Annotated in this window: 18 protein-coding genes, 1 tRNA gene and 1 pseudogene; 4 read left to right on the forward strand and 16 right to left on the reverse strand. The window is 65.5% G+C overall.

Features of this window, described 5'->3' with window-relative positions; all coding sequences use genetic code 11:
* Positions 1 to 78: 78 nt before the first annotated feature.
* Positions 79 to 1,935: a putative bifunctional diguanylate cyclase/phosphodiesterase gene (locus C0541_RS12100; RefSeq protein WP_115048662.1), complete on the forward strand. Its 1,857-nt coding sequence runs from the start codon at positions 79 to 81 to the stop codon at positions 1,933 to 1,935.
* Between the two features lie 93 nt (positions 1,936 to 2,028).
* On the opposite strand, the gene C0541_RS12105 is transcribed toward C0541_RS12100, so the two are convergent.
* Together C0541_RS12105 and C0541_RS12115 are read right to left on the reverse strand one after the other, a co-directional pair.
* Positions 2,029 to 3,591 (reverse strand): sodium/sugar symporter, encoded by a 1,563-nt coding sequence (locus C0541_RS12105; RefSeq protein ID WP_115048664.1) that lies wholly within the window; start codon positions 3,589 to 3,591, stop codon positions 2,029 to 2,031.
* 255 nt (positions 3,592 to 3,846) lie between these two features.
* Positions 3,847 to 6,459 (reverse strand): glycoside hydrolase family 3 protein, encoded by a 2,613-nt coding sequence (locus tag C0541_RS12115; RefSeq protein ID WP_115050284.1) that lies wholly within the window; start codon positions 6,457 to 6,459, stop codon positions 3,847 to 3,849.
* A gap of 435 nt (positions 6,460 to 6,894) precedes the next feature.
* Here C0541_RS12115 and C0541_RS12120 point away from each other — a divergent pair, with 435 nt between their 5' ends.
* The gene (locus C0541_RS12120; RefSeq protein ID WP_115048666.1) at positions 6,895 to 8,850 is read left to right on the forward strand and encodes a PhoX family protein; all 1,956 of its coding nucleotides are present in this window, start codon (positions 6,895 to 6,897) and stop codon (positions 8,848 to 8,850) included.
* Positions 8,851 to 9,603: 753 nt separating this feature from the next.
* Here C0541_RS12120 and C0541_RS20895 read toward each other — a convergent pair.
* From C0541_RS20895 to pcnB, 8 genes are all read right to left on the reverse strand, one after another.
* Entirely contained in the window at positions 9,604 to 10,227 is a 624-nt protein-coding gene (locus C0541_RS20895) for a hypothetical protein (RefSeq protein ID WP_161960032.1), read from the reverse strand.
* 3 nt (positions 10,228 to 10,230) lie between these two features.
* Positions 10,231 to 10,575 (reverse strand): type II toxin-antitoxin system Phd/YefM family antitoxin, encoded by a 345-nt coding sequence (locus tag C0541_RS12145; protein WP_115048671.1) that lies wholly within the window; start codon positions 10,573 to 10,575, stop codon positions 10,231 to 10,233.
* A gap of 155 nt (positions 10,576 to 10,730) precedes the next feature.
* Positions 10,731 to 12,245: a glucose-6-phosphate isomerase gene (gene pgi / locus C0541_RS12150; RefSeq protein ID WP_115048673.1), complete on the reverse strand. Its 1,515-nt coding sequence runs from the start codon at positions 12,243 to 12,245 to the stop codon at positions 10,731 to 10,733.
* Positions 12,242 to 12,622, reverse strand: coding sequence for an aspartate 1-decarboxylase (panD, locus tag C0541_RS12155; RefSeq protein ID WP_115048674.1), 381 nt, complete (start codon positions 12,620 to 12,622; stop codon positions 12,242 to 12,244). The genes pgi and panD overlap by 4 nt, the downstream gene beginning before the upstream one ends.
* Positions 12,623 to 12,799: 177 nt before the next feature.
* Positions 12,800 to 13,642: a pantoate--beta-alanine ligase gene (panC, locus tag C0541_RS12160; RefSeq protein ID WP_115048676.1), complete on the reverse strand. Its 843-nt coding sequence runs from the start codon at positions 13,640 to 13,642 to the stop codon at positions 12,800 to 12,802.
* Positions 13,639 to 14,454, reverse strand: a complete 816-nt coding sequence (panB, locus tag C0541_RS12165; protein WP_115048678.1) for a 3-methyl-2-oxobutanoate hydroxymethyltransferase — start codon at positions 14,452 to 14,454, stop codon at positions 13,639 to 13,641. The genes panC and panB overlap by 4 nt, the downstream gene beginning before the upstream one ends.
* Positions 14,455 to 14,489: 35 nt before the next feature.
* Positions 14,490 to 14,975, reverse strand: coding sequence for a 2-amino-4-hydroxy-6-hydroxymethyldihydropteridine diphosphokinase (folK, locus tag C0541_RS12170; protein ID WP_115048680.1), 486 nt, complete (start codon positions 14,973 to 14,975; stop codon positions 14,490 to 14,492).
* A gap of 3 nt (positions 14,976 to 14,978) precedes the next feature.
* A complete protein-coding gene (pcnB, locus tag C0541_RS12175) occupies positions 14,979 to 16,346 on the reverse strand; it encodes a polynucleotide adenylyltransferase PcnB (RefSeq protein ID WP_115048682.1) in 1,368 nt (455 codons plus the stop codon).
* 47 nt (positions 16,347 to 16,393) lie between these two features.
* On the opposite strand from pcnB, the gene C0541_RS12180 reads away from it, so the two are divergent.
* Positions 16,394 to 16,468 (forward strand) — tRNA-Glu (locus C0541_RS12180).
* Positions 16,469 to 16,902: 434 nt separating this feature from the next.
* Here the strand turns inward: C0541_RS12180 and folE2 are convergent.
* Positions 16,903 to 17,826: a GTP cyclohydrolase FolE2 gene (folE2, locus tag C0541_RS12185; protein ID WP_115048684.1), complete on the reverse strand. Its 924-nt coding sequence runs from the start codon at positions 17,824 to 17,826 to the stop codon at positions 16,903 to 16,905.
* Positions 17,827 to 17,862: 36 nt separating this feature from the next.
* Entirely contained in the window at positions 17,863 to 19,023 is a 1,161-nt protein-coding gene (locus tag C0541_RS12190; protein ID WP_115048686.1) for an N-acetylmuramoyl-L-alanine amidase, read from the reverse strand.
* Between the two features lie 220 nt (positions 19,024 to 19,243).
* Here C0541_RS12190 and C0541_RS12195 point away from each other — a divergent pair, with 220 nt between their 5' ends.
* Positions 19,244 to 19,468: a hypothetical protein gene (locus C0541_RS12195; RefSeq protein ID WP_115050286.1), complete on the forward strand. Its 225-nt coding sequence runs from the start codon at positions 19,244 to 19,246 to the stop codon at positions 19,466 to 19,468.
* A gap of 804 nt (positions 19,469 to 20,272) precedes the next feature.
* Here the strand turns inward: C0541_RS12195 and C0541_RS12205 are convergent.
* The 4 genes and pseudogenes from C0541_RS12205 to C0541_RS12215 form a co-directional block, all read right to left on the reverse strand.
* Positions 20,273 to 21,823, reverse strand: a complete 1,551-nt coding sequence (locus C0541_RS12205; protein ID WP_115048690.1) for an MASE1 domain-containing protein — start codon at positions 21,821 to 21,823, stop codon at positions 20,273 to 20,275.
* A gap of 164 nt (positions 21,824 to 21,987) precedes the next feature.
* The gene (locus C0541_RS20745) at positions 21,988 to 22,182 is read right to left on the reverse strand and encodes a hypothetical protein (RefSeq protein ID WP_153064983.1); all 195 of its coding nucleotides are present in this window, start codon (positions 22,180 to 22,182) and stop codon (positions 21,988 to 21,990) included.
* Positions 22,183 to 22,207: 25 nt separating this feature from the next.
* The gene (locus tag C0541_RS12210) at positions 22,208 to 23,635 is read right to left on the reverse strand and encodes a sugar porter family MFS transporter (protein ID WP_161960033.1); all 1,428 of its coding nucleotides are present in this window, start codon (positions 23,633 to 23,635) and stop codon (positions 22,208 to 22,210) included.
* Positions 23,636 to 23,722: 87 nt separating this feature from the next.
* Positions 23,723 to 25,245 (reverse strand): annotated as a pseudogene (locus C0541_RS12215) (xylose isomerase).
* Positions 25,246 to 25,286 lie beyond the last annotated feature (41 nt).

The following is a 25,286-nucleotide window of genomic DNA, read 5'->3' on the forward strand; positions in this document are numbered from 1 at the left end:
GCCGCCGCCTGACCCGTCCAACTGAACGGCGCCCGGCGCCGTAGATCAAGGGATTGCGCTTCAGGCCGATAGGAGCACATGCATTCCGCGCTCGCTCCCGCCCAACCCTTCCCTACGCCCACGGTCGACGAGTCGACCCGGCTGGCCGTCCTGCGTGGCCTGTGCCTGCTGGACTCGCCGCCCGATCCGGTGTTCGAGACCATTGCCGCCATGGCTGCCCGCAACCTGGGCGCGGAAATCGCGCTGGTGTCGCTGGTGGACGAGCATCGTCAGTGGTTCAAGGCCCGCGTCGGCCTGGAACCGCAGCAAACCCCGCGCGACCAGGCGTTCTGCGCGCATGCAATCCGCGCACCCGAGGTGATGGTGGTGCCCGACGCACAACTGGATCCGCGCTTTTGCGACAACCCGCTGGTGCTGGGACCGCCCTTCATCCGCTTCTATGCCGGCGCACCGCTGACGCTGCGCGACGGCCACCGCATCGGCACCTTGTGCGTGATCGGGACCAGCCCGCGCCCGGGCCTGGACGCCGAAGCACTCACCCAACTGGAAGGCCTGCGCGACCTGGCGGTGCTGCGGGTGGAAAACCTGCGCAGTACCACCTACCGCGATGGTCCGACCGGGCTGCCCAATCGGTCGCGCTTTGCCGAAGACCTGGATGCCTGGCTGTCGCAACGCGACAGCGCCCCGGCCACCACCGCAATGGCGGTGGACATCTGCGGCAGCGATTACTTCCGCGAAATGGTCAAGGCGCTGGGCTGGGATTATGCCGACGGTTACGTGGCGCTCGCGCAGCGCCGTCTGGCGGCCTATCTGCCCTCCGGCACCGCGCTGTATCGGCTCGACCCGACCACCTTCGCCTTCCTGGCGCAGGTCGAGACGCAGCGGTTGTCCACGCTGTGCAGCAAGGTTTCCAAGGCCTTTGCCGAGCCGCTGGAACACCAGGGCATTCCGCATACCCCGGTGGCCTCGATCGGCGCGGTCTCGCTGCAGACCAGCTATGGCGCGGCCGACACCATCCGTTCGCTGACCACCTCGGTGGACATCTCGCGCGAGCGCGGCGCGCCCTGGAGCATGTACGAGCGCAAGCACGACGTGGCCCAGCGCAATACCTTCCGCCTGCTGGCGGCCCTGCCCGCGGCGCTGGACAGTTCCAGCCAGCTGCGTCTGCACTACCAGCCGCGCGTGGACCTGCACGATCACCGCTGCGTCGGGGTGGAAGCGCTGCTGCGCTGGCAGCATCCGATGATCGGCCCGGTGATGCCCGCCGACTTCGTGCCGATGGCCGAGAAAACCGCGTTGATCAACCGTATCACCGCCTGGGTGATCGACAACGGCATCGCCCAGGCCGCGCGCTGGCAGCAACAGGGCCTGGACTTCAATCTGGCCTTGAACGTGTCGGCCGCCGACCTGGACCGGCCCGGATTCGTCGGCTTGCTGCGGCGTGGCCTGGAGCGCCACAAGCTGGATCCGCGCCGGCTGGAGATCGAATTCACCGAAAGCGCGATGATCCGCCACCCCGAGCATCTGGCCGAGCAACTGGCGGCCATCGCGGCGCTGGGCGTGCACATCGCCATCGACGACTTCGGCACCGGCTACAGCAATTTCAGCTATCTCAAGCAGCTACCGGCCAGCTCGTTGAAGATCGATCAGTCCTTCATCCGCTCGCTGCCGGACAACCGCACCGACCGCACCCTGGTACCGGCGATGATCCAGCTCGGCCATAGCCTGGGCCAGCGCGTGGTCGCCGAGGGCATCGAATCGGCGGAGGCCTACACGCAGTTGCGCGCCTGGGGCTGCGACGAAGGCCAGGGTTACTGGATCGCCAAACCGATGCCGGCGGCCGCACTGGAAACCTGGCTGCAGACGCCGTGGCACGCGCAGCTCGAAGCACCGGTCGACCTGCTCGCTGCGAGCCTGGCCGCAGCGCGCGTGTAGGCGGCAACCGCACAACGCCCAAACGCACTGCGGCGCGACACCTGCGTGTCGCGCCGCATATGCACGGCTGATCTCAGCGTGCGGTCCGATCGATTACCAGAACACCGCGTACAGCACGACCAGGATCGCCACCACCCCGACCGCACCGATCTTGAAGCCCAGCGTGGTGCCGTAGGCCACGTCGTCGGTACGGATCAGGTCGCGTGCCTGGGTGGGTGCGGTCAGCAACGACACCAGCACCGCCAGCACCAGCGCCGCCACGAACACCACGCCGATGCGGTCCATGAACGGCAGTTCCGGCCAGGCGAACTTGAGCGCGAACGACAGCACTACCGAGCCGATCGCCGCGGTCAGCGCGCCGGCTTCGTTGGCACGCTTCCAGAACAGGCCGAGCATGAAGATCACCACCACGCCCGGAGTGAAGAAGCCGGTGAATTCCTGGATGAACTGGAAACCCTGGTCGAAGTTGCCCAGCAACGGCCGCGCGGTGAGGATGCCGATGACCACCGCCACGATGGCCACGATGCGGCCCACACGCACCAGCTGCTTCTGCTCGGTCTGCGGCCGGAACTTGGCGTAGAAGTCCAGCGTGAAGATCGTCGCCACCGAATTGATCTTGGAGGCCAGCGAGGCCACGATCGCCGCCACCAGCGCGGCGAACACCAGGCCCAGGATGCCGGTCGGCAACAGCTGCATCATGGTCGGATAGGCCTGGTCGGGCTTGGCCAGGTCCGGCGCCAGCACCACCGCGGCAATGCCCGGCACCACGATCACCAGCGGCATCAGCAGCTTCAGGAACGCGGCAAACACCATGCCCTTCTGCGCCTCGCCGATATTCTTGGCCGCCAGTGCGCGCTGGATGATGTACTGGTTGAATCCCCAGTAGCTGATGTTCATCACCCACAGGCCGCCCAGCAGCACGCTCAGGCCGGGCAGGTCCTTGTAGAACGGGTTGTCCTTGCTCAGGATCATCTGGAAGTGCTCCGGATGCGCACTCCACAGGTGCTTGAAGCCGGCCAGCACGCCGGCGCCATCGCCGATCCGTGCCAGGGTCAGCCCGGCCACCAGCAGGCCGCCCAGCACCAGCAGGGTGACCTGCACGATATCGGTCAAGGCCACCGCCTTCAGCCCGCCATACAGCTGGTAGACCAGCGCGAACACGCCGATCAGCGCCAGCGCCAGGGTCTGGTCCATGCCGGTGACCTGGCTGACCGCGATCGAGCCCAGCCACAGGATCGAGGTCAGGTTGACGAACACGTACAGCAGCAGCCAGAACACCGCCATCAGCGTGCGGATCCACTTGCCGTAGCGCTGTTCCAGGAACTGCGGCATGGTGTAGATGCCATTGCGCAGGAAGATCGGCAGGAAGAACTTGCCGACGATCAGCAGCGTCAGCGCCGCCATCCATTCGTAGGAGGCGATCGCCAGACCGATCGCATAGCCGGAACCGGCCATGCCGATGATCTGTTCGGCCGAGATGTTGGCGGCAATCAGCGAGGCGCCGATCGCCCACCACGGCAACGACTTGCTCGCCAGGAAATAATCCTCCGCGCTCTTGCTGTGGCCTGCCTTCTCGCGCGAGACCCACTGCGCAAGCACGAAGATGCCGGTCAGATAGACCAGCACGATCACGATATCCAACGTCGCCAAACCCACTGCACTCTCCTGTCTGGCTCTGGGCGGTGCGTCGTGGACCGGACAGGTCTGCAGATTGCCGCCGCCCGCACCGCGTGCATGGCGGCAGCGCGGCGAACCGCAGCTGCAGGCCTTCCCGGCCGATCGACGCGCGCGTCCCGCGGCGGCTGATGACACCACCGCTGAGGGTGGCCGCTGTAGCACGTCGCCGAGGCCGGCGACGCGTGTGTCCTGATTACCTGGGCACACCCGCAGGCGCGCCCGCGGGTGTGCTGCTTACTTGACCGGGCAGTCGAGCGTGACGTCGGCTTCGTTGAGCGCGCCCAGCGCGATCTTCGATACGGACAGATCCAGTGCCGCAGCGCTTTCGATGCTGGCGACCTGGGTCAGCCTGGTCACGTCCGCACCGGCCACGGCGAAGCACTTCAACGGCACGCCGACCACCTTCCACTGCCCCTGCGGCAGTGCGGCCAGGGTCTTGTGCGCATCGACGCGGCCGCTGCACTTGTCGCCACAGCCCACGCCCAGCCACACCGGCCCGGTCACCGCGCCGTCGCGGCGCATGGTCAGCTGCAACTGCACGTCGCCGTTGCTCTCGCGCGAGACGTCGACCGGCTTGCCGGACACCAGCAACACGCTGGAGGCCTTGGCACCCGACCACACCAGGCGCCGCGCGTCTTCCTGCGCCTTGTGATCGACTGCGGTCATCTTCAGGCTGCCATCGGACAGGCCCACCGGCAGCGTGGTGGCCGGCATGTTGGCCTGGCCGGCATTGGACAGTTGCATCGCAATACCGAGTGCCGGCTTGCCGCGCACGAAGTACACCCCGCCCACCGACTGCTCGCCGGACACGCCCGATTCCTCCGGCAACGCAGCCAGGTCGCCCTTGTCGGCGTAGGTCAGGCCGTAGCCGAACTTGAACTGCGGGTCGTAATCCTTCTGCCCGACGTTGTTGGCGAACTGCACCGCGGTCCTGGGCCAGGAGAAGCTCAGCTTGCCCTTGAAGTCGTTCTGCACCGTGCCATCGGCCTTGCGCAGCAGCACGTCGGCAATGCCCTCGCCTTCCGAACCCGGCAACCAGGCGGCGACGAAGGCATCGGCCACGTTGATGTACTGGTTCATCCACAACGGGCGCCCGCTCAGGAATACCGCCACCACCGGGATGCCCTCGGCCTTGAGCTTCTTGATCAGCGCCAGCTCGCTCTCGTCGCCCGGCTTGTACAGCAGGGTGGCGATGTCGCCCTGGAACTCGGCGTACGGGTTCTCACCGAACACCACCACCGCCACGTCGGGCTTGGTCTTGTACGCACCATCGACTGCCAGCTCGGCGGTACCGCCGGCGGCCTTGATCTGCTTGTCCAGGCCTTCCCAGATGGTGTTGCCATTGGGGTAGTCGCTGCGCTTGGTGCCGGTGCCCTGCCAGTTCAGCGTCCAGCCGCCGGACTGCTTGCCCATGTCGTTGGCGCCGTCGCCCAGCACCAGCACGCGCTTTTTCGGGTCCAGCGGCAGGATGCCGGCCTGGTTCTTCAGCAGCACCAGCGACTCGCGCACCGCCTGGCGGGCGATCGCGCGGTGTTCCGGCGCGCCGAGCAATTCGTACTTGCCGCCGAGCGGGCGCTTGGACGGCTTGCCGGCTTCGAACAGGCCCAGGCGCAGCTTGACGCGCAGGATGCGGCGCACCGCATCGTCCAGGCGCTCCATCGAAATCTGGCCAGACTTCACCGCGGCCAGCTCGGTCTCGTAGATGCCCTTCCAGCTGTCGGAGGCCATCGCCATGTCGACGCCGGCGATGAACGAGGCCGGGCAGTTCTCGTTGGTGCAGCCCTTGACCTGGCCGTGGCCATTCCAGTCGCCGACCACGAAGCCGCCGAAGTTCATGCGGCCCTTGAGCACGTCGGTCAGCATGACCTTGTTGCCGTGCATCTTCTCGCCGTTGAAGCTGTTGAACGAAGCCATCACCGTCTGCGCGCCGGCCGCGATCGCCGGCGGATAACCGGCCGCGTGGATGTCGCGCATGGTGGCTTCGGACACCTTGGTATCGCCCTGGTCCTTGCCGTCGGTGGTGCCGCCGTCGCCGACGAAATGCTTCACCGAGGAAATCACGTGGCTGCCGTCGAGGAACTGCGGGGTGCCTGGCACGCCCTGCACGCCTTCGACCATCTTGCCGGCGAAGCTGGCCACCACCTCCGGCGACTCGGAATAGCCTTCGTAGCTGCGGCCCCAGCGGTCGTCCTGCGGCACCGCCACGGTCGGCGCGAAGGTCCATTCCATGCCGGTGACGCGGGTTTCGGCGGCGGTGACTTCACCGATCTTCTTGATCAGCTCCGGGTTGCGCGTGGCGCCCAGGCCAATGTTGTGCGGGAACAGCGTGGCGCCGACGATGTTGCTCTGGCCGTGCACCGCATCGATGCCGAAGATGATCGGGATCGCATTGCCGCCCTTGGAGGTGTCCATCGACGCCTCATAGAAGGCGTCGGCCAGCTTCAGCCACTCGGCCGGCTTGGCGTCGTACTTGCCGCCCGGGTCGGAGTTGCCACCGGCCAGCACCGACCCGATGCGGTACTTGCGCACGTCGTCCGGGGTCATGCTGGCGATGTCGCCCTGGATGGTCTGCGCGACCTTCTCTTCGACGCTCATCTTTGCCATCACATCGGTGATGCGCTGCTCCAGGGCCTGGTCCTGGGCGAACGGCCACTTCGGCGACGGCCACTGGTCGGGATGGATGGCGGTGGACGCTTCAGCGGGCGCGGCGGCCGGTGCGGTCTTGCTTGCCTCGGCGGCGGTGTCCTTGCCTTGGCAGGCAGCCAGCATCAGCACCGCGGCGGCGGTAGCCAGAGAGAGGGCACGACGCGCGACAGGCGCGGCGGTACGACGAAGCAGCTTGTCCAAGATCCAGGTCTCCAGGTGGTTCTCCCCACGGCGATGCGTGACGCCGCAGGCCATTAGGCGGCGTACGCTTGCGTGATTCCCCTACCCTGTCAACCGCGCGTGCTCGTATGCCAAACGACGGGCAACTTATTGGCCCGGGCTATAGGCTTGGAATACCGGCAGCACCCGTCAAACCACGGGAAACGGCCAGATCCGGCATGGCGCCTGGGCTTGCATGGCGGCGCACTTTGCTGCGATGCACCACTTGGCCGGCTCCGCACTGCGCAGCCCGACTCCCCGCTGCAGGTCGTGCCGGGTTCGCTTGCGGCGCCCTGTCCGAATGCCTGCCAACAGGTGAGCTCGCCGTCAAACAACTGTCATACCCCGAGCCTAGCGTGACCGGCTTGCCGATGCGCCGCCGGCCATCGTTGATCGTCGTCCTTGCCTGGAGTTTCGATGTCCGCTTCCCCCGATCCCGCCCGCCGCCGCCTGATGCACCTGCTGGCGTCCGTCCCGCTGTTGCCGCTGGGCAGCGTCAGCGCCGCCGCCCTGCAACATCTCGGCGGTGCGGCATTGGCCGCACGCCCGTTGCGGCCGTCGGACACCCCCACCCAGCTGGTGTCGGCCACCTTCCATGGCATGCCGGCGCCCAGCCTGGCCAACCCGGCGGCGATGGCCACCACCACGGTGGGATCGGCGCTGACGGTGGCGCGCAGCGACGGCAGCACCCAGCGCTATGCCCTGGCCTACCATCCGTTCTTCGTCACCGGCGACCAGGTGCCCGACGGCAAGGGCGGCACCGTGCTGGCCGGTGGCTATTACGACATCCAGCACCGGCCGATCATCGACCGCTCCCAGCCCGGTGCCGAACGGCCGTTCTTTTCCGACTGCCCGGACGGCTCCTCGCTGCTGACCCTGCCCGATGCCAAGGTGCCCGGGGTCAAGGGCAATCACGTGTTCGCAGTAGTGCAGTTCGAATACACCACCCGCGACCAGGCCGGCAACGACACCAATCGCCACCTGCCCGCGCCGATCGCGGTGCTGACGCTGGATCAGGACCCGGCCACCGGCAAGCTGTCGCTGGTGAAGTACCACAACGTCGACACCGCACCGGTACACGGGCTGTGGACCACCTGCGGCGCCAGCCTGTCGCCGTGGAATACCCACCTGTCCAGCGAAGAATACGAACCCGACGCCACCGCGCTGGCCGGCAACACCCAGTTCCGCAGCTACAGCACGCATCTGTACGGCGACCCGGAGAAGGCCAATCCGTATCACTACGGCCATCTGCCGGAAATCACCGTGCACCCGGACGGCACCGGGAGCGTGCGCAAGCATTACTGCCTGGGCCGCATCTCGCACGAGCTGGTGCAGGTGATGCCCGACCAGCGCACCGTGCTCATGGGCGACGACGCCACCAATGGCGGGCTGTTCATGTTCATCGCCGACCGCAAGGCGGACCTGTCGGCCGGCACCCTGTACGTGGGCAAGTGGCAGCAGACCTCGGGCATCGGCCCGGGCGCGGCCACGTTGCGCTGGATCAGGCTCGGCCATGCCACCAGTGCCGAGATCCAGGCCATGGCCGACCGCCTCACCGCCGCCGACATCCTCGACGTGCATCTGAGCGACCCGGGCGATGCCTCGTTTACCAAGATCCCGTTCAACGGCACCTTCAACTGGATCCGCATCAAACCGGGCATGGAAAAGGCCGCCACGTATCTGGAAACCCACCGCTACGCGGCGCTGGCCGGCGGCAGCCTGGGCTTCACCAAGCTCGAAGGCACCACAGTCAATGCCAAGGACAAGGTCGCCTACATGGCGATGTCCTACATCGTCACCAGCATGCGCGACGGCTCGGGCGACGTGAAGGTGGAAGGCCCGGACGCGGGCGCGGTATACGCCTTGAACCTGCGCGGTGGCCAGCGCGACCACCACGCTGCGCCGATCCATAGCGACTGGGTGCCGATCGACATGGCCGCACCGGCCGCGCTCACCGGCCACGACCTGGCCAAGGCCGACGCGCTGGGCAACCTGGCCGACCCGGAGCGCCTGGCCAACCCGGACAACCTCAAGTTCTCCGAAGCGCTGCGCACCTTGTTCATCGGCGAAGACAGCAGCCTGCACGTCAACAATTTCCTGTGGGCCTACAACGTGGACAGCGGCGCGTTGACGCGCCTGCTGTCGGTGCCGGCCGGCGCCGAATCCACCGGTCTGCATGCGGTCGACCAGATCCACGGCTGGACCTACGTGATGAGCAATTTCCAGCACCCCGGCGACTGGGAAAGCCCGCTGCACGACACCGTCAAGGCCACCCTCGATCCCCTGGTGCGCGCCAACTACAAGAACCGCTTCGGCGCGGCGGTGGGCTACCTCACCGGCGACCCGGTGGCAGTGAAGCTGGGCCAGGCCTAGGCGCCGCCGTGTCAGTTGCAGCGCCGCGTGACGCCACAGCTGACACGTGCGGCAGGCGTTCTAGCCTCTGTCGCAAGGCCGGTAGGAGCGCACCCGGGCGCGAGGAGCTTTGCCGGTACGGCCTGTCGCGCCCAGGTGCGCTCCTACGGGTGAGGCCGACACGTGCAGCGTGGCGTTCCCGCTGCTGTCGCAAGGCCGGTAGGAGCGCACCCGGGCGCGAGGAGCCTTGCTGGTACGGCCTGTCGCGCCCGGGTGCGCTCCTACGGGTNCGCTGCTGTCGCAAGGCCGGTAGGAGCGCACCCGGGCGCGAGGAGCCTTGCTGGTACGGCCTGTCGCGCCCGGGTGCGCTCCTACGGGTGAGGCCGACACGTGCAGCGTAGCGTTCCCGCTGCTGTCGCAAGGCCGGTAGGAGCGCACCCGGGCGCGAGGAGCTTTGCTGGTACGGCCTGTCGCGCCCGGGTGCGCTCCTACGGGTGAGGNCGCTGCTGTCGCAAGGCCGGTAGGAGCGCACCCGGGCGCGAGGAGCTTTGCTGGTACGGCCTGTCGCGCCCGGGTGCGCTCCTACGGGTGAGGCCGACACGTGCAGCGTAGGGTTCTCGCTGCTGTCGCAAGGCCGGTAGGAGCGCACCCGGGCGCGAGGAGCCTTGCTGGTACGGCCTGTCGCGCCCGGGTGCGCTCCTACGGGTGAGGTCGCTGGATGTCTGGCCGCATCGGCGAGAAGCGGATCAGGCCGCAAGTGCTTGAGCGCGCGGCTCAAGACTGCCGCACCTCCAGCGCTGCCATCACGACGGGCTTGGCCCAATCGGGCACCTGCGCCAGTTCTTCGGGCGTTTGCGGGTGCTGCAGGCCGTTGCGGTCCAGTTCCAGCACCAGCAGCGGCGCGACCTGCCCCTCGGCATCGGCGGGCACACTGTTGTCGTAGACATGCAGCACCGCCAGATGCGGCAGCAGCGCGATCAGGTTGGCGCGCGAGGCATCGTAACGCTCGCGGACCTTGTGCTCGGGGCTGGCATGGCCGCCGGCGGCGACGCGCGCGGCCACCCGTTCGATATGCAGCTCGACGCTCGACAGGCCGCAGAACCAGATCGCCACGGTGTGCTGCGCGCAAGCTTCGCGGAGCAGGCGCGGGATGGTCGTCGCGCCCAGGGTGGTTTCGAATGCATAGTCGCTGCCAGTGTCCATGGCCTGGCGCAGCCGTCGCACGCCCTCCTGCCAGGCCTGCGCATTGGCGTCTCCGGATGACCAGCCCTGCTCCACAAGATCCCGGGTGAATGCGTGCGGGTTGAACCAGGTGGCGCCGTCTTCCCGCAGCAGGCTGCCCAGCAACGAACTCTTGCCGGCGCCGTTGACGCCGGCCAGCACCAGGATGTTTCCCACGATCTAGAGCGACGGGCCCAGGGTGAGCTTCCTGCCCCGGCGTGCCGGCTTGCCGATCACCTGGGCCAGGCCTGCGCCCCCGGTCATCGCCGCCAGATGCGCATCGAACTTGCTCTGCAATGCCTGCAACGATTGCGCCCGCGTCGAGGCAGCCGTTGCTGCGCTCGCCTGCCTCACCAGACGCTGGTACTCCTCCGCATCCACCACGACCGCCTCGGGATGATTATGGTTGGTGATGACCACCGCGCCATGCGAGCGCACCTTGCGCATCAGGCTGGGCCAGCCCTTCACCTTGATGTCGGCGGCAGGGGATGTTTCGAGCTCGGGCAGATCCTGGAGGCCAGGCATGGGACGGTCCTGCACGTGGTGGTGACTCACAGCCTACGCTCGACTTCCCATTTTGGGAAATTTGGCTATTTTGGCTCAATCCCATGCCGGACAGGCCGCCGCACAACGAAAACGGGGCCCGCAGGCCCCGTCGTCTTGCCGCCGATGCACCAGGCTCAGCCGCGCAGCCTGGCCAGCAGTTCGCGCGTCACCGGGTCGGCGACGTCGGCGGCCTCGCCCTTCAATGCCGGCAGCAACTGGCTGGCCAGCTGCTTGCCCAGCTCCACACCAAACTGGTCGAAGGCATTGATGCCCCACATCACCGACTGCACGTAGACGCTGTGCTCGTACATCGAGATCAGCGCGCCCAGCGCTTGCGGGGTCAGCGCGTCGAGCAGGATCACCGTGCTCGGGCGGCCACCCGGATAACTGCGGTGCGGATCGCTGCTGTCCTGGCCGTTGGCCAGCGCTTCGGTCTGCGCCAGCACGTTGGCCATCAGCGCGACATGGTTTTCCGCATACGGATCGTCGTTGTGCACGGTGCCGATGAAATCGGCCGGCACCACGCTGGTGCCCTGGTGCAACGCCTGGAAGAAGCTGTGCTGCACATCGGTACCGGCACCGCCCCACCACACCGACACGGTGTCGCTGTCCACGGCAGAACCGCCCAGCTTGACCCGCTTGCCCAGGCTTTCCATCACCAGCTGCTGCAGGTAGGCCGGCAGCAGGGCCAGGCGCTGGTCGTAGGTCATCACCGCATGGGTGGCGCTGCCGAGCAGGTTGCGGTTCCACACCGCCGTCAGGCCGTGCAGCACGGCGACGTTTTCTTCCAGCGGCGTGTTGAGGACATGCGCGTCGAACTGCGCGGCGCCTTCCAGCAACTGTTCGAAACGGTCGAAACCGATCGCCAGCGCGATCGGGAAACCCACCGCCGACCACAACGAGTAACGGCCACCGACCCAGTCCCACATCGGCAGTACGCGGCTCGGCGCGATGTCGAAGGCCTTGGCGGCGCGCTCGGGATTGGCACTCACTGCGTACAGCCGCTCGCTACCACCCAGCCAGGCGTGCAGGATGCTGCCGTTGAGCAGGGTTTCCTGGGTGCCGAAGGTCTTGGAAATCAGGATGCCGGCAGTGCGCGCCGGGTCCAGCGTGGCCAGCGTGCGCTGCATCGCCGCGCCATCCACGTTGGAGACGAAATGCACGCGAAACCGCGCACCCGACGGCGCACGCAAGGCATCGGCCACCAGCCGCGGTCCCAGGTCCGAGCCGCCGATGCCGACGCTGACGATATCGGTGACGTCGGTGGCTTCCAGCTGCTGGACCAGCGCGCCCATGCGCTGGCGCACTTCCGCAGCGGTGGCATACGCGTCGGAGGCCACCGGCGCATCGGTCAGGTCGCCGCGCAACGCGGTATGCAATGCAGCGCGCTGTTCGGTGACATTGACCTGCTCGCCGCGGAACAGGCGCTGGAACGCACCGGCCAGGTCACGCTCGCGCGCGATGACGAACAAGGCATCGAGCGCGGCGCGGTCGTACTTCTGCCGCGCGAAATTGAAATACAACGGACCGACCTGCCTGGCGTACTGCGTCGGCCGTTGCGGCTCGGCGGCAAGCAATGCGGGGATGGCAGCGCCGCGCAGGCGCTGGGCGTGGGCGTGAAGCGCGTCGAATCCGTTGGTCTGTGTCATGCGGCCTGCGTGGGAATGCTGTGGTTGGTATGGGAGATCGTGTTGCTGCCGTCCACATATACCAGATTGGGCTTGAAGGTCTCGGCTTCGGCTTCGCTCATGCTGGCAAACGCCGCAACGATGATCAGATCGCCCACCTGCACGTGGCGCGCCGCGCCGCCGTTGAGCGAGATGATGCCGCTGCCTTCCTCGGCACGGATGGCGTAGGTGCTGAAACGCGCACCGTTGGTGACGTCCCAGATATGCACCTGTTCGAACTCACGGATGCCGGTGGCTTCCAGCAGCAGGCCGTCGATGGCGATCGAACCCTCGTAATTGAGCTCGGAATGGGTGACGGTGGCGCGGTGGATCTTGGCTTTCAGCAGGGACAGGTGCATGACGGGCAACGGCAAAGGAAAGCCGGCATTTTAGCGGAAAGCGCTCGTGCGCACCGGCCTGCCCCATAACCGGAGGTGAGGGCTTCAGGACGGCGTCGGACAAACGCGCCGGTACGCCCAAGCGCAGGCGCCGCCGGTCACTGCCCGACCCGGCGCCTGCAGCGGCATTGGGACCGCTCAGAATTCCAGGTTGTCGATCAGCCGCGTGCTGCCCAGGCGGGCGGCGATCAAGGCCACGCGCGCGCCGGCGTGGGCATCGCCCGGCGCGCTCAGGTCCGGCAACCGCACCACCGCGTAATCGACGCGGAAACCGGCCTGTTCCAGCGCCTGGGTGGCAGCCTCTTCGACCTGCGCACGCGGGGTGCCGGCGGCGTAGCTGTCGCGCATCTGCAGCAGCACCTTGCGGATCTGGGTCGAACGCGGGCGTTCGTCGGCGGTCAGATACTGGTTGCGCGAACTCATCGCCAGGCCATCGGCCTCGCGCACGATGCTGCCGCCCAGGATCTCGATCGGAAACGCCAGGTCGGCCACCATCTGGCGGATCACCGCCAGCTGCTGGTAGTCCTTCTTGCCGAAGGCGGCCACGTCCGGCTGCACCTGGTTGAACAGCCGCGCCACCACCGTGCACACGCCGTCGAAATGCCCCGGCCGGCACACCCCTTCCAGCACGTCGCTGACGCCCGGCGCATGGATCGGCGTGGCCAGTGCGGTACCGAGCGGATACATGGTGTCCACGTCGGGTAGCCACAGCGCATCGCAGCCGGCGTCTTCCAGGCCGCGCAGGTCGGCCTCCGGCGTGCGCGGGTAACGGGCAAAATCTTCATTGGGGCCGAACTGGGTCGGGTTGACGAACACGCTCGATACCACCCGGTCGGCGTACTGGCGCGCCAGCATCACCAGCGAATAGTGGCCGGCGTGCAGGTTGCCCATGGTCGGCACCAGCGCAACGCGCAAGCCCTCGCGCTTCCAGCCGGTGACCAGTGCGCGCAGGGTGGGAAGATCGGTCAGGGTCTGGATCATGCGGCGTACGCATGCGCAGCGTCGGGGAAGCTGCCGTCGCGCACGGCCTGCGCGTAGGCGCGCACCGCGCCCGCCACCGAGCCGCCTTCGGCGAGGAAATCCTTGACGAACTTGGGACGGCGGTGGCCGCTGTCCAGGCCCAGCATGTCGTGCATCACCAGCACCTGGCCGTCGCAGCCGGGGCCGGCGCCGATGCCGATGGTGGGCACCTGCAGCTCGGCACTGATCTGTGCGGCGATCGGCGTAGGCACGCATTCGAGCACGATCATGCTGGCGCCGGCCTGGACCACGGCCTGCGCATCGCGGCGCAACTGCTCGCCGGCTTCGCCACGCCCCTGCACCGTGTAGCCGCCGAAACGCAGCACCGATTGCGGGGTCAGCCCCAGGTGCGAACACACCGGGATCTCGCGCTCGACCAGATAGCGGATCACCTCCAGCTTGTGCCCGGCGCCCTCGATCTTGACCATCTCCGCGCCGGCCTGCAGCAACCGGGTGGCGGCATCCAGTGCACGCTCCGGCGTGGCATCGGCCTGGAACGACAGATCGGCCACCAGCAATGCCTGCTCCAGCACCCGCGCCACCGCGGCGGTGTGGTAGACCATGTCGGCGGTGGTCACCGGCAGGGTGGAATCGTGCCCCTGCACCACCATGCCCAGCGAATCGCCGACCAGGATCAGGTCGACGCCGTTGGCATCGAAGGTGCGCGCGAAACCGGCGTCGTAGGCGGTCAACATGACCAGTTTTCGACCCTCGCGCTTGGCCTGCGCCAAGGCGGGCACGGTCCAGGGCTTGCTGTCGGTATGGCTGCTCATGAGGTCATTACGTGGGGTGATGAGCCGGCCATTATCTACCCAATCGGCGCCAGCCCGCAGGTATCGACGGCCTGCAGGGCGTGTCGCACTGTTCCATGGCCCGGAATGATCGCCTCCGGGGCGAGCTCGGACAGCGGCAGCAACGCAAAGGCGCGCGCCTGCAGATGCGGGTGCGGGACCTGCAGGCGCGGCAGGTCGATCACCTGGTCGGCGTACAACAGCAGATCCAGGTCCAGCGTGCGCGGACCCCAGCGCTCGCCGGCCTGGCGCTGCCGGCCGAAGGCCTGCTCGATGCCAAGCAACGCATCCAGCAACTGCAGTGGCGCCAGCGCGGTGCGCAACTGCGCCACCGCGTTGATGAAATCGGGCTGGTCCTCGCGGCCCCAGGCCGGCGTGCGGTACAGGCGCGAAGCGGCAACCAGGGTGGTCTGCGTCACCTCGCCCAGCGCGGCGATGGCCGCGCGCACGCTGGCCTCGGCCGGGCCCAGGTTGGCGCCCAGGCCGACAAAGGCGGTCTGCACGCCCTACTCGCCCGCGGGCGCGCCGGTGCGACGGCGGCGACGGCGACGCTTGCGCGGCGCATCCTCCTCGCCGGCGTGATCGGCCTGCGCGGTTTCGATCGCATCGACCAGCTCCTGGCCGGAGGACTTCTGCGCCTCGCGCCAGAAGTCGACGTCGGCGGCATGGTCGGCCGAGGCGAACTGGCGCAGCACCAGGAAATCGAACGCGGCGCGGAAACGCGGATGCGACAAGGTGCGGAACACGCGCTTGCGCTGGCGCGAGGAGAAGCGCGTCTGCAGCAGCCAGATTTCCTGCATCGGCAGCGAGAAACGCCGCGGCAGCGCCACGCGTTCGAGCTGATGCAGGGTGACCCGGTCGGCGGCGCGACGCTGCGCGTCCTCCGGCTGCACGCCCTGCGCCTGCAGGCCCATCAAGGTGCGGCAGAACGCCGGCCAGAGCAGCAGGGCGAACAGGAACGCCGGCGATACCGGTTCGTCGTTGGCCACGCGCGCATCGGTGTTGCGCAGGCCTTCCAGCACCATCGCGCGCAGTGCGCCACTGCGATTGGATTTCAGGGCCGCCGCACTTTCCGGAAACAGCGCACCGAGCAGGCCGTAACGCTCCAGGCCTTCGAAACTGGCCACGCCATGCCCGGACAGGAACAGCTTGAGAATTTCCTCGAACAACCGCGCCGGTGCCGCTTCGGACAACAGCCCGGCCAGGCGCGGGATGGGGTCTGCGGTGCCCGCTTCGATGTCGAAGTTCAACTTGGCCGCCAGACGCACCGCGCGCAGCATGCGCACCGGATCTTCCTGGTAGCGCAGCTCCGGGTCGCCGATCAGCTTCATCAGGCGCGCCTGCACGTCTTCGAAGCCGCCGCAGTAATCGCGTACCGAGAAATCCTCGATCGCGTAGTACAGGGCGTTGCAGGTGAAGTCGCGACGGATCGCATCGTCTTCGATGGTGCCGTAGACGTTGTCGCGCACCAGGCGGCCGTTATCCAGCTCGCGGTCGCCGCTGCCATCGTCGATGTTGGCGCGGAACGTGGCCACTTCGATGATCTCGCGACCGAACACCACATGCGCCAGGCGAAAGCGGCGGCCGATCAGGCGACAGTTGCGGAACAGCGCCTTGACTTCTTCCGGCGTGGCACTGGTGGCCACGTCGAAATCCTTGGGATGGCCGCCGACCAGCAGGTCGCGGACCGCGCCGCCGACCAGGTAGGCACCAAAGCCCGATTCGCGCAGGCGGTACAGCACGCGCAGCGCGTTGGGGCTGATGTCCTTGCGCGAGATGGTGTGCTGATCGCGCGGGATGACGCGCAGCGTGAACGGAGATGTAACTGAGGGTTCGATGATGGCGCTTCCGTCTTGTGTTGCAGGATTGCCCAACGGGTTTTAGCGCACTATACTAGCGCGCTGCACAAGACGCACCAAACGCTCCCTTCGTCTAATGGTTAGGACGTGGCCCTCTCAAGGCTAAAACAGGGGTTCGAGTCCCCTAGGGAGCACCACCGTCGTCTACCTGCAGAACACGCCAAGGCCCCGCATTGCGGGGCTTTTGCGTTATCGGGCATGGGTAACTGCCGCTTGTGGGGCGACGCGCAATGATCCGTTCCCCGCTCGGGTGAACACCTCTCCCATGGCGACTGCGTCGATCCGGTGTACCGGCGCGCCGATTGGCTGAGGTCGGTTGTGGCGCCAAACACCCGTGCACCAAGCCATGTAGCCGCCCGCGCGCTTCCCGTCTGCGCCTGCATGTGCTTCCACCTGAGGGTGGCGCATCGGCCCGGCCGATGCCGATCACCCCACGACACACATCATGCACGGCCGATCAGCACATGGACCTGCGCGACAACGCGTGCGCATCGGCGCCAGGTAGATCGGCCTCGCACTTGCGCGCAGCGATTGCAGATCGACGTGGATGTTCGCAGTGCATGGCAACGCCTCACTCGGCCAATGGATGAAAAGCGCCGGCATCGCTGTCGGTTTCGGCGACGGCGTCGTGGGCATGCAGACTTTCCAGGTGGCGCACCGCCACATGGAAGACGGCATGGTGCTCGGCCAGCGCCTTGCGCAACCGCCGCGCGGCATCTTCGACATACATCAGGTTGGCGCCATTCAAGCGGGCGAACGCCTGCTCGTCGACACGCCGGACCGCCGCCTGTACCGGCGTTGCCAGCGCGTGTTCGCACAGGCCGACCAATGCGCGGATATCGAAGCGCTGCAAGCTCGCGCCCAGCTCCACGCGTACCTGCGCCACGCTGCGCTGGCTATGCGGCGTGGCGTACGAACCGTTGTCTTGCAGCCATTGCGCAACCTCTTCGACCGGCAATGCGTCGCGCCCTGCGTGTTGCTGCAAGAACGCATCGCTCAGCAACTGGCGCGACAAGGCCGCCGAACAGGGACAGGTGGAGGCGTACAGCACCTCGATCTGCAACTGGATCTCCGTGCGACCTGCGCTGGAGTGGGCATCGATGCGCACCGGATAGGCGCGCCAACCGCTCAGTGCTTCGCTGCGCAGCGCAGGCACCCGCAGCATCAGCTCGAAGCTCAGCGTCAGCCGCGCCGCACGGCTGCCGCAATCGGCATGACTGTCGATCAGCGCCTGCAGCAGCTGCGACACCATCGCCGGCGACACCGGCTGCTGCAGATGCCGATCCAGCAGGCGATACAAGCGCGACATGTGGATGCCCTTGAGTTCCGGGCGCGGCAGATCCACCTGCACGCCGGCACGCGCGGCCACGCTGCCGCCTGGTTCGGCATCGTGCAGGCGCACCGGCACGGCGATGTCCTGCATGCCGACCCAGCGCAGCGGCGCACGCAATGTGGAGCGTTCTGTAACGGCAACATCGGGAAGCGTGGTGGACATCGAAAGCTCGTTGAAGGAGATGGGGGCAATCGCGCCTCAGGCGCGACCGGGGAACATCTGGAAGTAATCGTCGATACCGGCATGCAGCGTTTGCGCCAGTTCGTCCTGATGCGTATCGCCGCACAGCCGCCGGCAATCGTCGCGATTGCTCATGAAGCCGGTTTCCACCAGCAACGACGGGATGTCAGGCGACTTCAACACCGCAAATCCGGCCTGCCCGACCTGGTCCTGATGCAGGCGCGTCACCTGCTGCAGCCGCCCGAGCATCAACTTGCCGAACGCCACGCCGCTGGCGATGGTGCCGCTCAGCGACAGGTCGGCCAGCACCTGCGACAACACCGGGTTGCTGGGCACCCGCAAACGGCGCGCGCTGTCGCCCATCTGGTCGGCGGCGTTTTCGCTGTCGGCGATCCAGCGCGCCAATGCCGAGCTGGCGCCGTTCTGCGACAAGGCAAATACTGACGCGCCGCGTGCCTCGCTGTTGGGCGCAGCATCGGCATGGATGGACACGAACAGCTCGGCATTGCGGCGATGGGCGATCAGCACCCGCTCGTGCAGCGGCACGAAGCGGTCGTCACTGCGGATCATGGTCGGCCGGTAACGCGGATCGGCGGCCAGACGCTGGTGCAGCCGCCCCGCGACCGCCATCGCCACATGCTTTTCGTAGCGCGCATCGGCACTGACCGCGCCGGGATCCTTGCCGCCATGACCGGCATCGATGGCGACCACGTAGGGATGCAGGCGGGAGCGCGTGGGCGCAGCCGCCGCAACGGCCAGCTCGGTCGGATCGGCTGCGGACAACGACGCAGTGCCGGACACAGCAGCAAGATCGACCACCAGTGCACCATCCTCCCAGCGCGCCGTGGCTGTCAGCGGCTGCGCCAGATCGAGCACCACGCGCAGCCCATCGCCGTGCGGGCCGCTGCGGATGGCAACGACCGCGAGACCGTCAGGCAATGGATCGACCTGCGGTGGTTGCGTCGAAACGCCCGGCAGGTCGATGACCAAGCGCGCTGGATTGGACAGGCTGAAGCTGTGGTATGCGACCTGCGCGTTCAATGCGAGTCGAAGTCGCAGCCCCGCATCCTGACGCTGCAGATTGCAGCTGCGCAGCATCGGCAGCGGCTGCGCGTGGACCAGACGCGGCGACAGCAGCAAGGCTGCGCCGACGGTGTGCAACACCTGCCGCCGCCTCATCGGGCCAACCCCGCTGGATCGACGCGGCCACCGCGCCGCTTCGAGCACGGGAGGTTCGGCATGGTGACCAGGCAAACAGCACTCTGCGGTACGGGACGCGACACGGCGTTACCAGACGAACGATGAAATTAAGTGTTATAAAGTAACACTAATCGCGCAAAAGCAAGCCCGCCGCGGCCCGCCAACGCCCTCACGTTCACTCTTGCCGAAGAGCACCACGATGTCGCCCGTCATCCCCGACAGCTATACCGCCTGGCGCCACTGCATCGAGGTCGACTGCAGCCAGCCACTGACCGCCCCTTTCATCACCCGACGACTCGCCAGCCTGCGCGACCTGAGCGACCATCACACTCAGCAATTTCTGCGTCGTTGGGGCGAACTTCATCGTCGGCGGGGGATGGGATGGTTCGAGCGAGCGCTCCAGGATTTGGAACCAACGTACTAGGTGTCACCAGGGCTTGGTGCTTAAAGAAGCAGTCAGGGAGTTGTGCACGTAGCGACCTGGGCCATTTCTGAAATCGCGGGACTTACAACGTTTAGCAAAACACTATTGCTTGCGTGAGTATCAGTAAGGCTTTTTCAGAAAGACCAAGCCCTGCGCAATAAGCAATACTGTCAAACAACTGACATTGCATATTCCTGGAGGCGCACTGCAACCAGTACTAATTGGGACGAACGTGGAACGCTAACGTAGCCCAGTCCGCATATCGAAGACGCGCCAGACACAGTGGTGGTCGGCAATTTCTTTGCGAAACTCCCACACCTATCCGCTCTATGGACGTAACGTAGGCGAGCCTGAATTGCAGGCAAAATCGCCCCTAGCAGGGGAAGGCGAAACTCATGAAAGTTAAAGCAAACACGTTGAAGGTTATGTGCGTCCTGGCCTGCGCTTTGGTGACAGGCCAAGTCCCGGCTCAAACTGGCGGATGCTGCGCAGGCGGTGTAGGCGCCCAAGCGACAATGGGATTGGGGGAACGTAGCCCTGCAGCTGCCAACCTCACCTTAGATCCCGCCTGGTCAATCTACGAGTTCCAACGTGACGGCGTGACATATCTGCAAATCAATGACGTCGCCGGGGGGGTTAGAGCAGTGGTCGCACGCGTTGACAATGCGCTTTGGGTACTGCCGATGGGCAAGGATGCTGATCGCGTCACAATCCCGGCAGCTAATACAATTTGGGCAAATTCGTCGGCAACGTCTGCGACTGAGCTAGGACCTAACGCGCAAATGGTATACCAGACCGCACACTTCACCGTGCATGTCGAGCGGAAAGCCAACGTGGAACGCTGGAAGGTGTCCCCGACGCGGTAACAGCAGATGCCTCGGCCACGAGGAAGGTGAGTACCAACGCATGGCGGCGACGAAACAAGCCGCCATGCGACTTAAGCCGGGCCCGAAATTCATGTTCGTCCTCAGGGGATTCACGCCGCACGGAATCCACCAAAGAAGTATCGGCAAAAACTCTCATGACGATCCCCTGCCCACCTCTACCACGCCAGACACGCGCATGGATGAAATGCTTATTGGAAGCAGGCAGAAGTTCCAACGCGTTGAGTGTGCAGCGATAAGCCGCAAGCTGCAGTCCAAGCGAGAGCTGCTGACAATCCCCCTGTAATAGACAGTCGAGCTTGGTGGAATTCAACCTCTCAAACGCAGCCGAACGCAGCGTTCGAAACAAGCCATGCGTTTCAATTTCCAATGGATATAAAGCCGCAACATATTCATGCAGAAGTTGCGACTCCAGAACGGCCACGCGTGTTATTTCCATTGCTGCCGCATGGTGACCACGCTCCCGAAGATCTGCCACGACCGATTTGCGCATCCTATTCATCTGGACGTTGATATCGGAGTATTCAACAACCCGATCCCGCAGTGTTCGCTCAGCCGCGAGATAACTGGCTTGAATGGCCTTTTGAGCATCCGCTTTAATTCGTCCAATAGTGTCAAATCGCTTCAAAGGCCTGACGAACCGTACGCCAAAAACGAATAAAAAGGTACTGACGACTACGTGGAAAACCTGAACCTCAAACAGACTCGGATTGTAATAACCAATTTCATATGTCTTTGGCAAGGTGATTGCCAAAGCGAAGTTTGCAAGCAGCGTCCCGAGAGCAGTCCCTGTCCACCCGTGACGACGTGTCAAGACAACCGCTGGCCCTATCAGTGCAGCCATCAGCATTTTTCGCAGCAATGGCTCCTGCGTGTAGCCGAGCATATAGAAAAGAACAAGAATGACGACAACTGACAGTCCAAGATCGCGGGGCAGGTCTATGCGCGCCGGCTCTCGTTTTTGAGGCGACCACAACATGGCCGGAAGCAAGAAAATCAATATCCCCAGATAACTTCCCAACCAGTAGCGAACGAGGAACTCCAAGACCTTGTCCGTGCTCGGACCACCAAGGCTGGCATTAAGAACGATGCTCCACAGCGAATTAAAAAACCCAATGGCAATCGCCAATGGAATTAGGAAAGGAGTGCGCAGAAATAGCTTAGGGGCATGATGGCGTGCCAGCCAAATGACGAACGCAATCATGGGGGCATGAACAAGTGGACTTATGTAAGCCCACGTCAAATCGTATCCCTGATTCTGCGAGAGCGGAACACGCAACCAGAGCATTGCAGCCGCATCTCCTGCCAACAGGAATGGCCACTCTCGATAGGGCCTGAATAGCAGGGTTACAACACGCAAGCCGACAGGCAGGTACCACTGGTCGATGGAGCAATACCAGAGAGACAGGAATGCTAGGCAGTAGCAAACACTAACCAGCGCCCCCCTAAGGACTTCCCTTACTGCCGCCATACCACCGCTCCTTGGTTCCACGATTCGCCCTAGTCTGGAGGGAAACTGTCTGTTGGAGTATAGCGGTGGCGCACAATTTGCAAAAAGAGCTAATGCGCTTCCAGGCGGTTATCGCCGTTTAAGACACGCATTGCACTTTGATGGTGCGTCTGGCCCTACGCGAGTCAGGCAGCCTCACACAAGACAGTCCAGGGCCGCAGGCGATCACGAGAAGGCGCACGCACCCAATCCAGCCCAACGATGACAGCCAGCTCGATCGAGGCGCCTGAAGCGATGCAGGCATGTGGGACATCGGCAAGACGTCGGGCGAGACCATCAACAAGAAGGCCGCGCGTTGCGCGGCCTTCTTCGTTTTCCATGCCGATATCGGCACAACAGATAGAATCAGCCCTCCATCTGCTCCAGCTCCTTGCCCTTGGTCTCGTAGACGTACTTGAGCACGAAGAACACCGAGATGAAGGCGGCGACGGTGTAGATGCCGTAGGCGCCGGCCAGGCCGATGCTGCCGAGCAGGATCGGGAAGCTGACGGTGATGGCGAAGTTGGAGGTCCACTGGGCGGCGCCGGCAATGGCCAGGCCTGAGCCGCGAATCTGGTTGGGGAACATCTCGCCCAGCATCACCCACATCACCGGGCCCCACGAGGCGTTGAAGAACACCACGTAGACGTTGGCGGCCACCAGCGCGAGCATGCCCATGGCATCGGACATGGCGAGCTTGCCGTTGGGATCCAGCGAGGCGGTGGCAAAGGCATAGGTCACCAGGGCCAGCGAGACCGCCATGCCGGCCGAGCCGATCCACAGCAACGGCTTGCGCCCGATCTTGTCCACCAGCATCACAGTGACCAGGCAGGCGCCGATGCTCAGTCCGCCGGAGAGCACGTTGATCAGCAGCGCGTCCTGTTCGGAGAAACCCACCGCCTGCCACAGCACGGCGCCGTAATAGAACACCACGTTGATGCCGACCAGTTGCTGGAACACCGCCAGGCCCACGCCGATCCAGACGATCGGGCGGATCTTGCCGGTGGCCTTGTTGATGAGGTCGGAGAACTTGGGCTTGTGCTGGTCGGCCGACATCGAGGCCGAGATCTCGGCCAGCTTGGTCTGCGCGGCGGCATTGCCGTACAGGCGCTTGAGCACCACCAATGCCTGCTCGCGGCGGCCCTTGACCACCAGGTAGCGCGGGCTTTCCGGGATGACCAGCAGCAGCAACAGGAACAGCAGCGAGGGAATCGCCTGCATCCAGAACATCCAGCGCCAGGCGGCCTGCCCGGCCCAGAGCGGCTCGGTGGAAGCACCGGCGGCGTTGGCCAGCAGGTAGTTGCTCAGGAACGCGCAGAACAGCCCGCTGATGATGGCGATCTGCTGCATCGTGGCCAGCCGGCCGCGATAGCGCGCGGAGGCGACCTCGGCGATGTAGGCCGGCGAGATGACGCTGGCCGCGCCCACCGCAAAGCCGCCCATCACGCGGGCGAAGATGAAGAAGCCGGAGCTGTGCGAGGCCCCGGCGCCAATGGCCGAGAGCAGGAACAGCGCCGCAGAAATGATCAGGACCGCGCGGCGGCCCCAGCGGTCGGCCAGACGGCCGGCGAAGAAGGCGCCGATGGCGCAACCCAGCAGCATCGAGGCGACTTCGAACCCGGTCTCGGCAGCGCTGGAATTGAAGGTCTGCTTCAGGCCGTCGACAGTGCCGTTGATCACGCCGCTATCGAAACCGAACAAAAATCCGCCGATCGTGGCTACGCAACTGATCAGGACGATAAAACGGGTGTTCTCGCCGGCATCGGGGGCGCCGTTTACGGAGACACTGGACATGGATTCACCTGGAAGCATGCAAGGGAGCGGCCATGGGGGTGGCCGACATCGGCCGGCGACGCGCAGTGCGCCGCCGGCCACGGGACATCAACGCGTCAGATACTGGTTGATCAGGTTTTCGTAGGCTTCCTGGCGGCCGCTGAGTTGCTTGGGTTCGTTACCGGCCGCGTACTTGGCCACATCCACCAGCGTGCTGGTGCCGTTGGCGAAATCCGCGCCCGCACCGCTGTCGAAGCTGGCGTAACGCTCGGCGCGCCACTGTTCCAGCGGCGAGGAGGTCAGCAGCGCATTGGCCACTTCCAGGCCGCGTGCGAACGCGTCCATGCCGCCGATATGCGCCAGGAACAGGTCCTGCGGATCGGACGATTCGCGGCGCACCTTGGCATCGAAGTTCAGCCCGCCCGGTGCCAGCCCGCCCTGGCGCAGCACCACCAGCATCGCGCCGACGGTGTCGTACAGGTCGGTCNTCGAAGTTCAGCCCGCCCGGTGCCAGCCCGCCCTGGCGCAGCACCACCAGCATCGCGCCGACGGTGTCGTACAGGTCGGTCGGGAACTGGTCGGTATCCCAGCCGTTCTGAGGGTTGCCGCGATTGGCGTCGATGCTTCCGAGCAGGCCGGCATCGCTGGCAACCTGCAGATCGTGCTCGAAGCTGTGGCCCGACAACGTGGCGTGGTTGGCTTCGATATTGAGCTTGAAGTCCTGGTCCAGGCCGTGCTGGCGCAGGAAGCCGATCACCGTGGCGCTGTCGAAGTCGTACTGGTGCTTCATCGGCTCNGAGCTTGAAGTCCTGGTCCAGGCCGTGCTGGCGCAGGAAGCCGATCACCGTGGCGCTGTCGAAGTCGTACTGGTGCTTCATCGGCTCCATCGGCTTGGGTTCGATCAGGAAGTTGCCCTTGAAGCCGATGGCGCGGCCGTAGTCGCGTGCCAGGGTCAAGAAGCACGCCATGTTGTCCTGCTCGCGCTTCATCTGGGTGTTGTGCAGGCAGGCGTAGCCTTCGCGGCCGCCCCAGAACACGTAGTTCTCGCCGCCCAGCTCGACGGTGGCATCGATCGCGGCCTTGACCTGCACCGCCGCACGCGCCACCACGTTGAAGTCGGGGTTGGTCGATGCGCCGTTCATGTAGCGCGGGTGCGAGAACAGGTTGGCGGTGCCCCACAGCAGCTTGANGCCGCACGCGCCACCACGTTGAAGTCGGGGTTGGTCGATGCGCCGTTCATGTAGCGCGGGTGCGAGAACAGGTTGGCGGTGCCCCACAGCAGCTTGATACCGGTGTCGGCCTGGCGCTGCTTGGCGATGCCGACCATGTGGGTGAGATTCTTTTCGTACTCGCCGATGTCGTCGGCATCCGGCGACAGGTCCACGTCGTGGAAGCAGTAATACGGCACGCCGAGCTTGGTGAAGAATTCGAATGCGGCATCGGCCTTGGCNGAAGCTGTGCCAGTAGGCCACCGCAAAGCGCAGGTGCTCGGCCATGGTCTTGTCGCCGATCTGCTTGTTGGCGTCGTAGACCTTGAAGGCCAGCGGGTTGTCCGAGTCGCGGCCTTCGAAGCCGATCTTGCCGATACCGGGGAAATATTCTTTGGCGCCGATGTAGACGGTGTTGCTCATGGGGTGGAATGTCCTTGCTGCTGGGGGAGTTGTAGAAAGCG

The sequence above is a fragment of the Xanthomonas arboricola genome (assembly GCF_003353015.1).
GTDB lineage: Bacteria > Pseudomonadota > Gammaproteobacteria > Xanthomonadales > Xanthomonadaceae > Xanthomonas > Xanthomonas arboricola_E.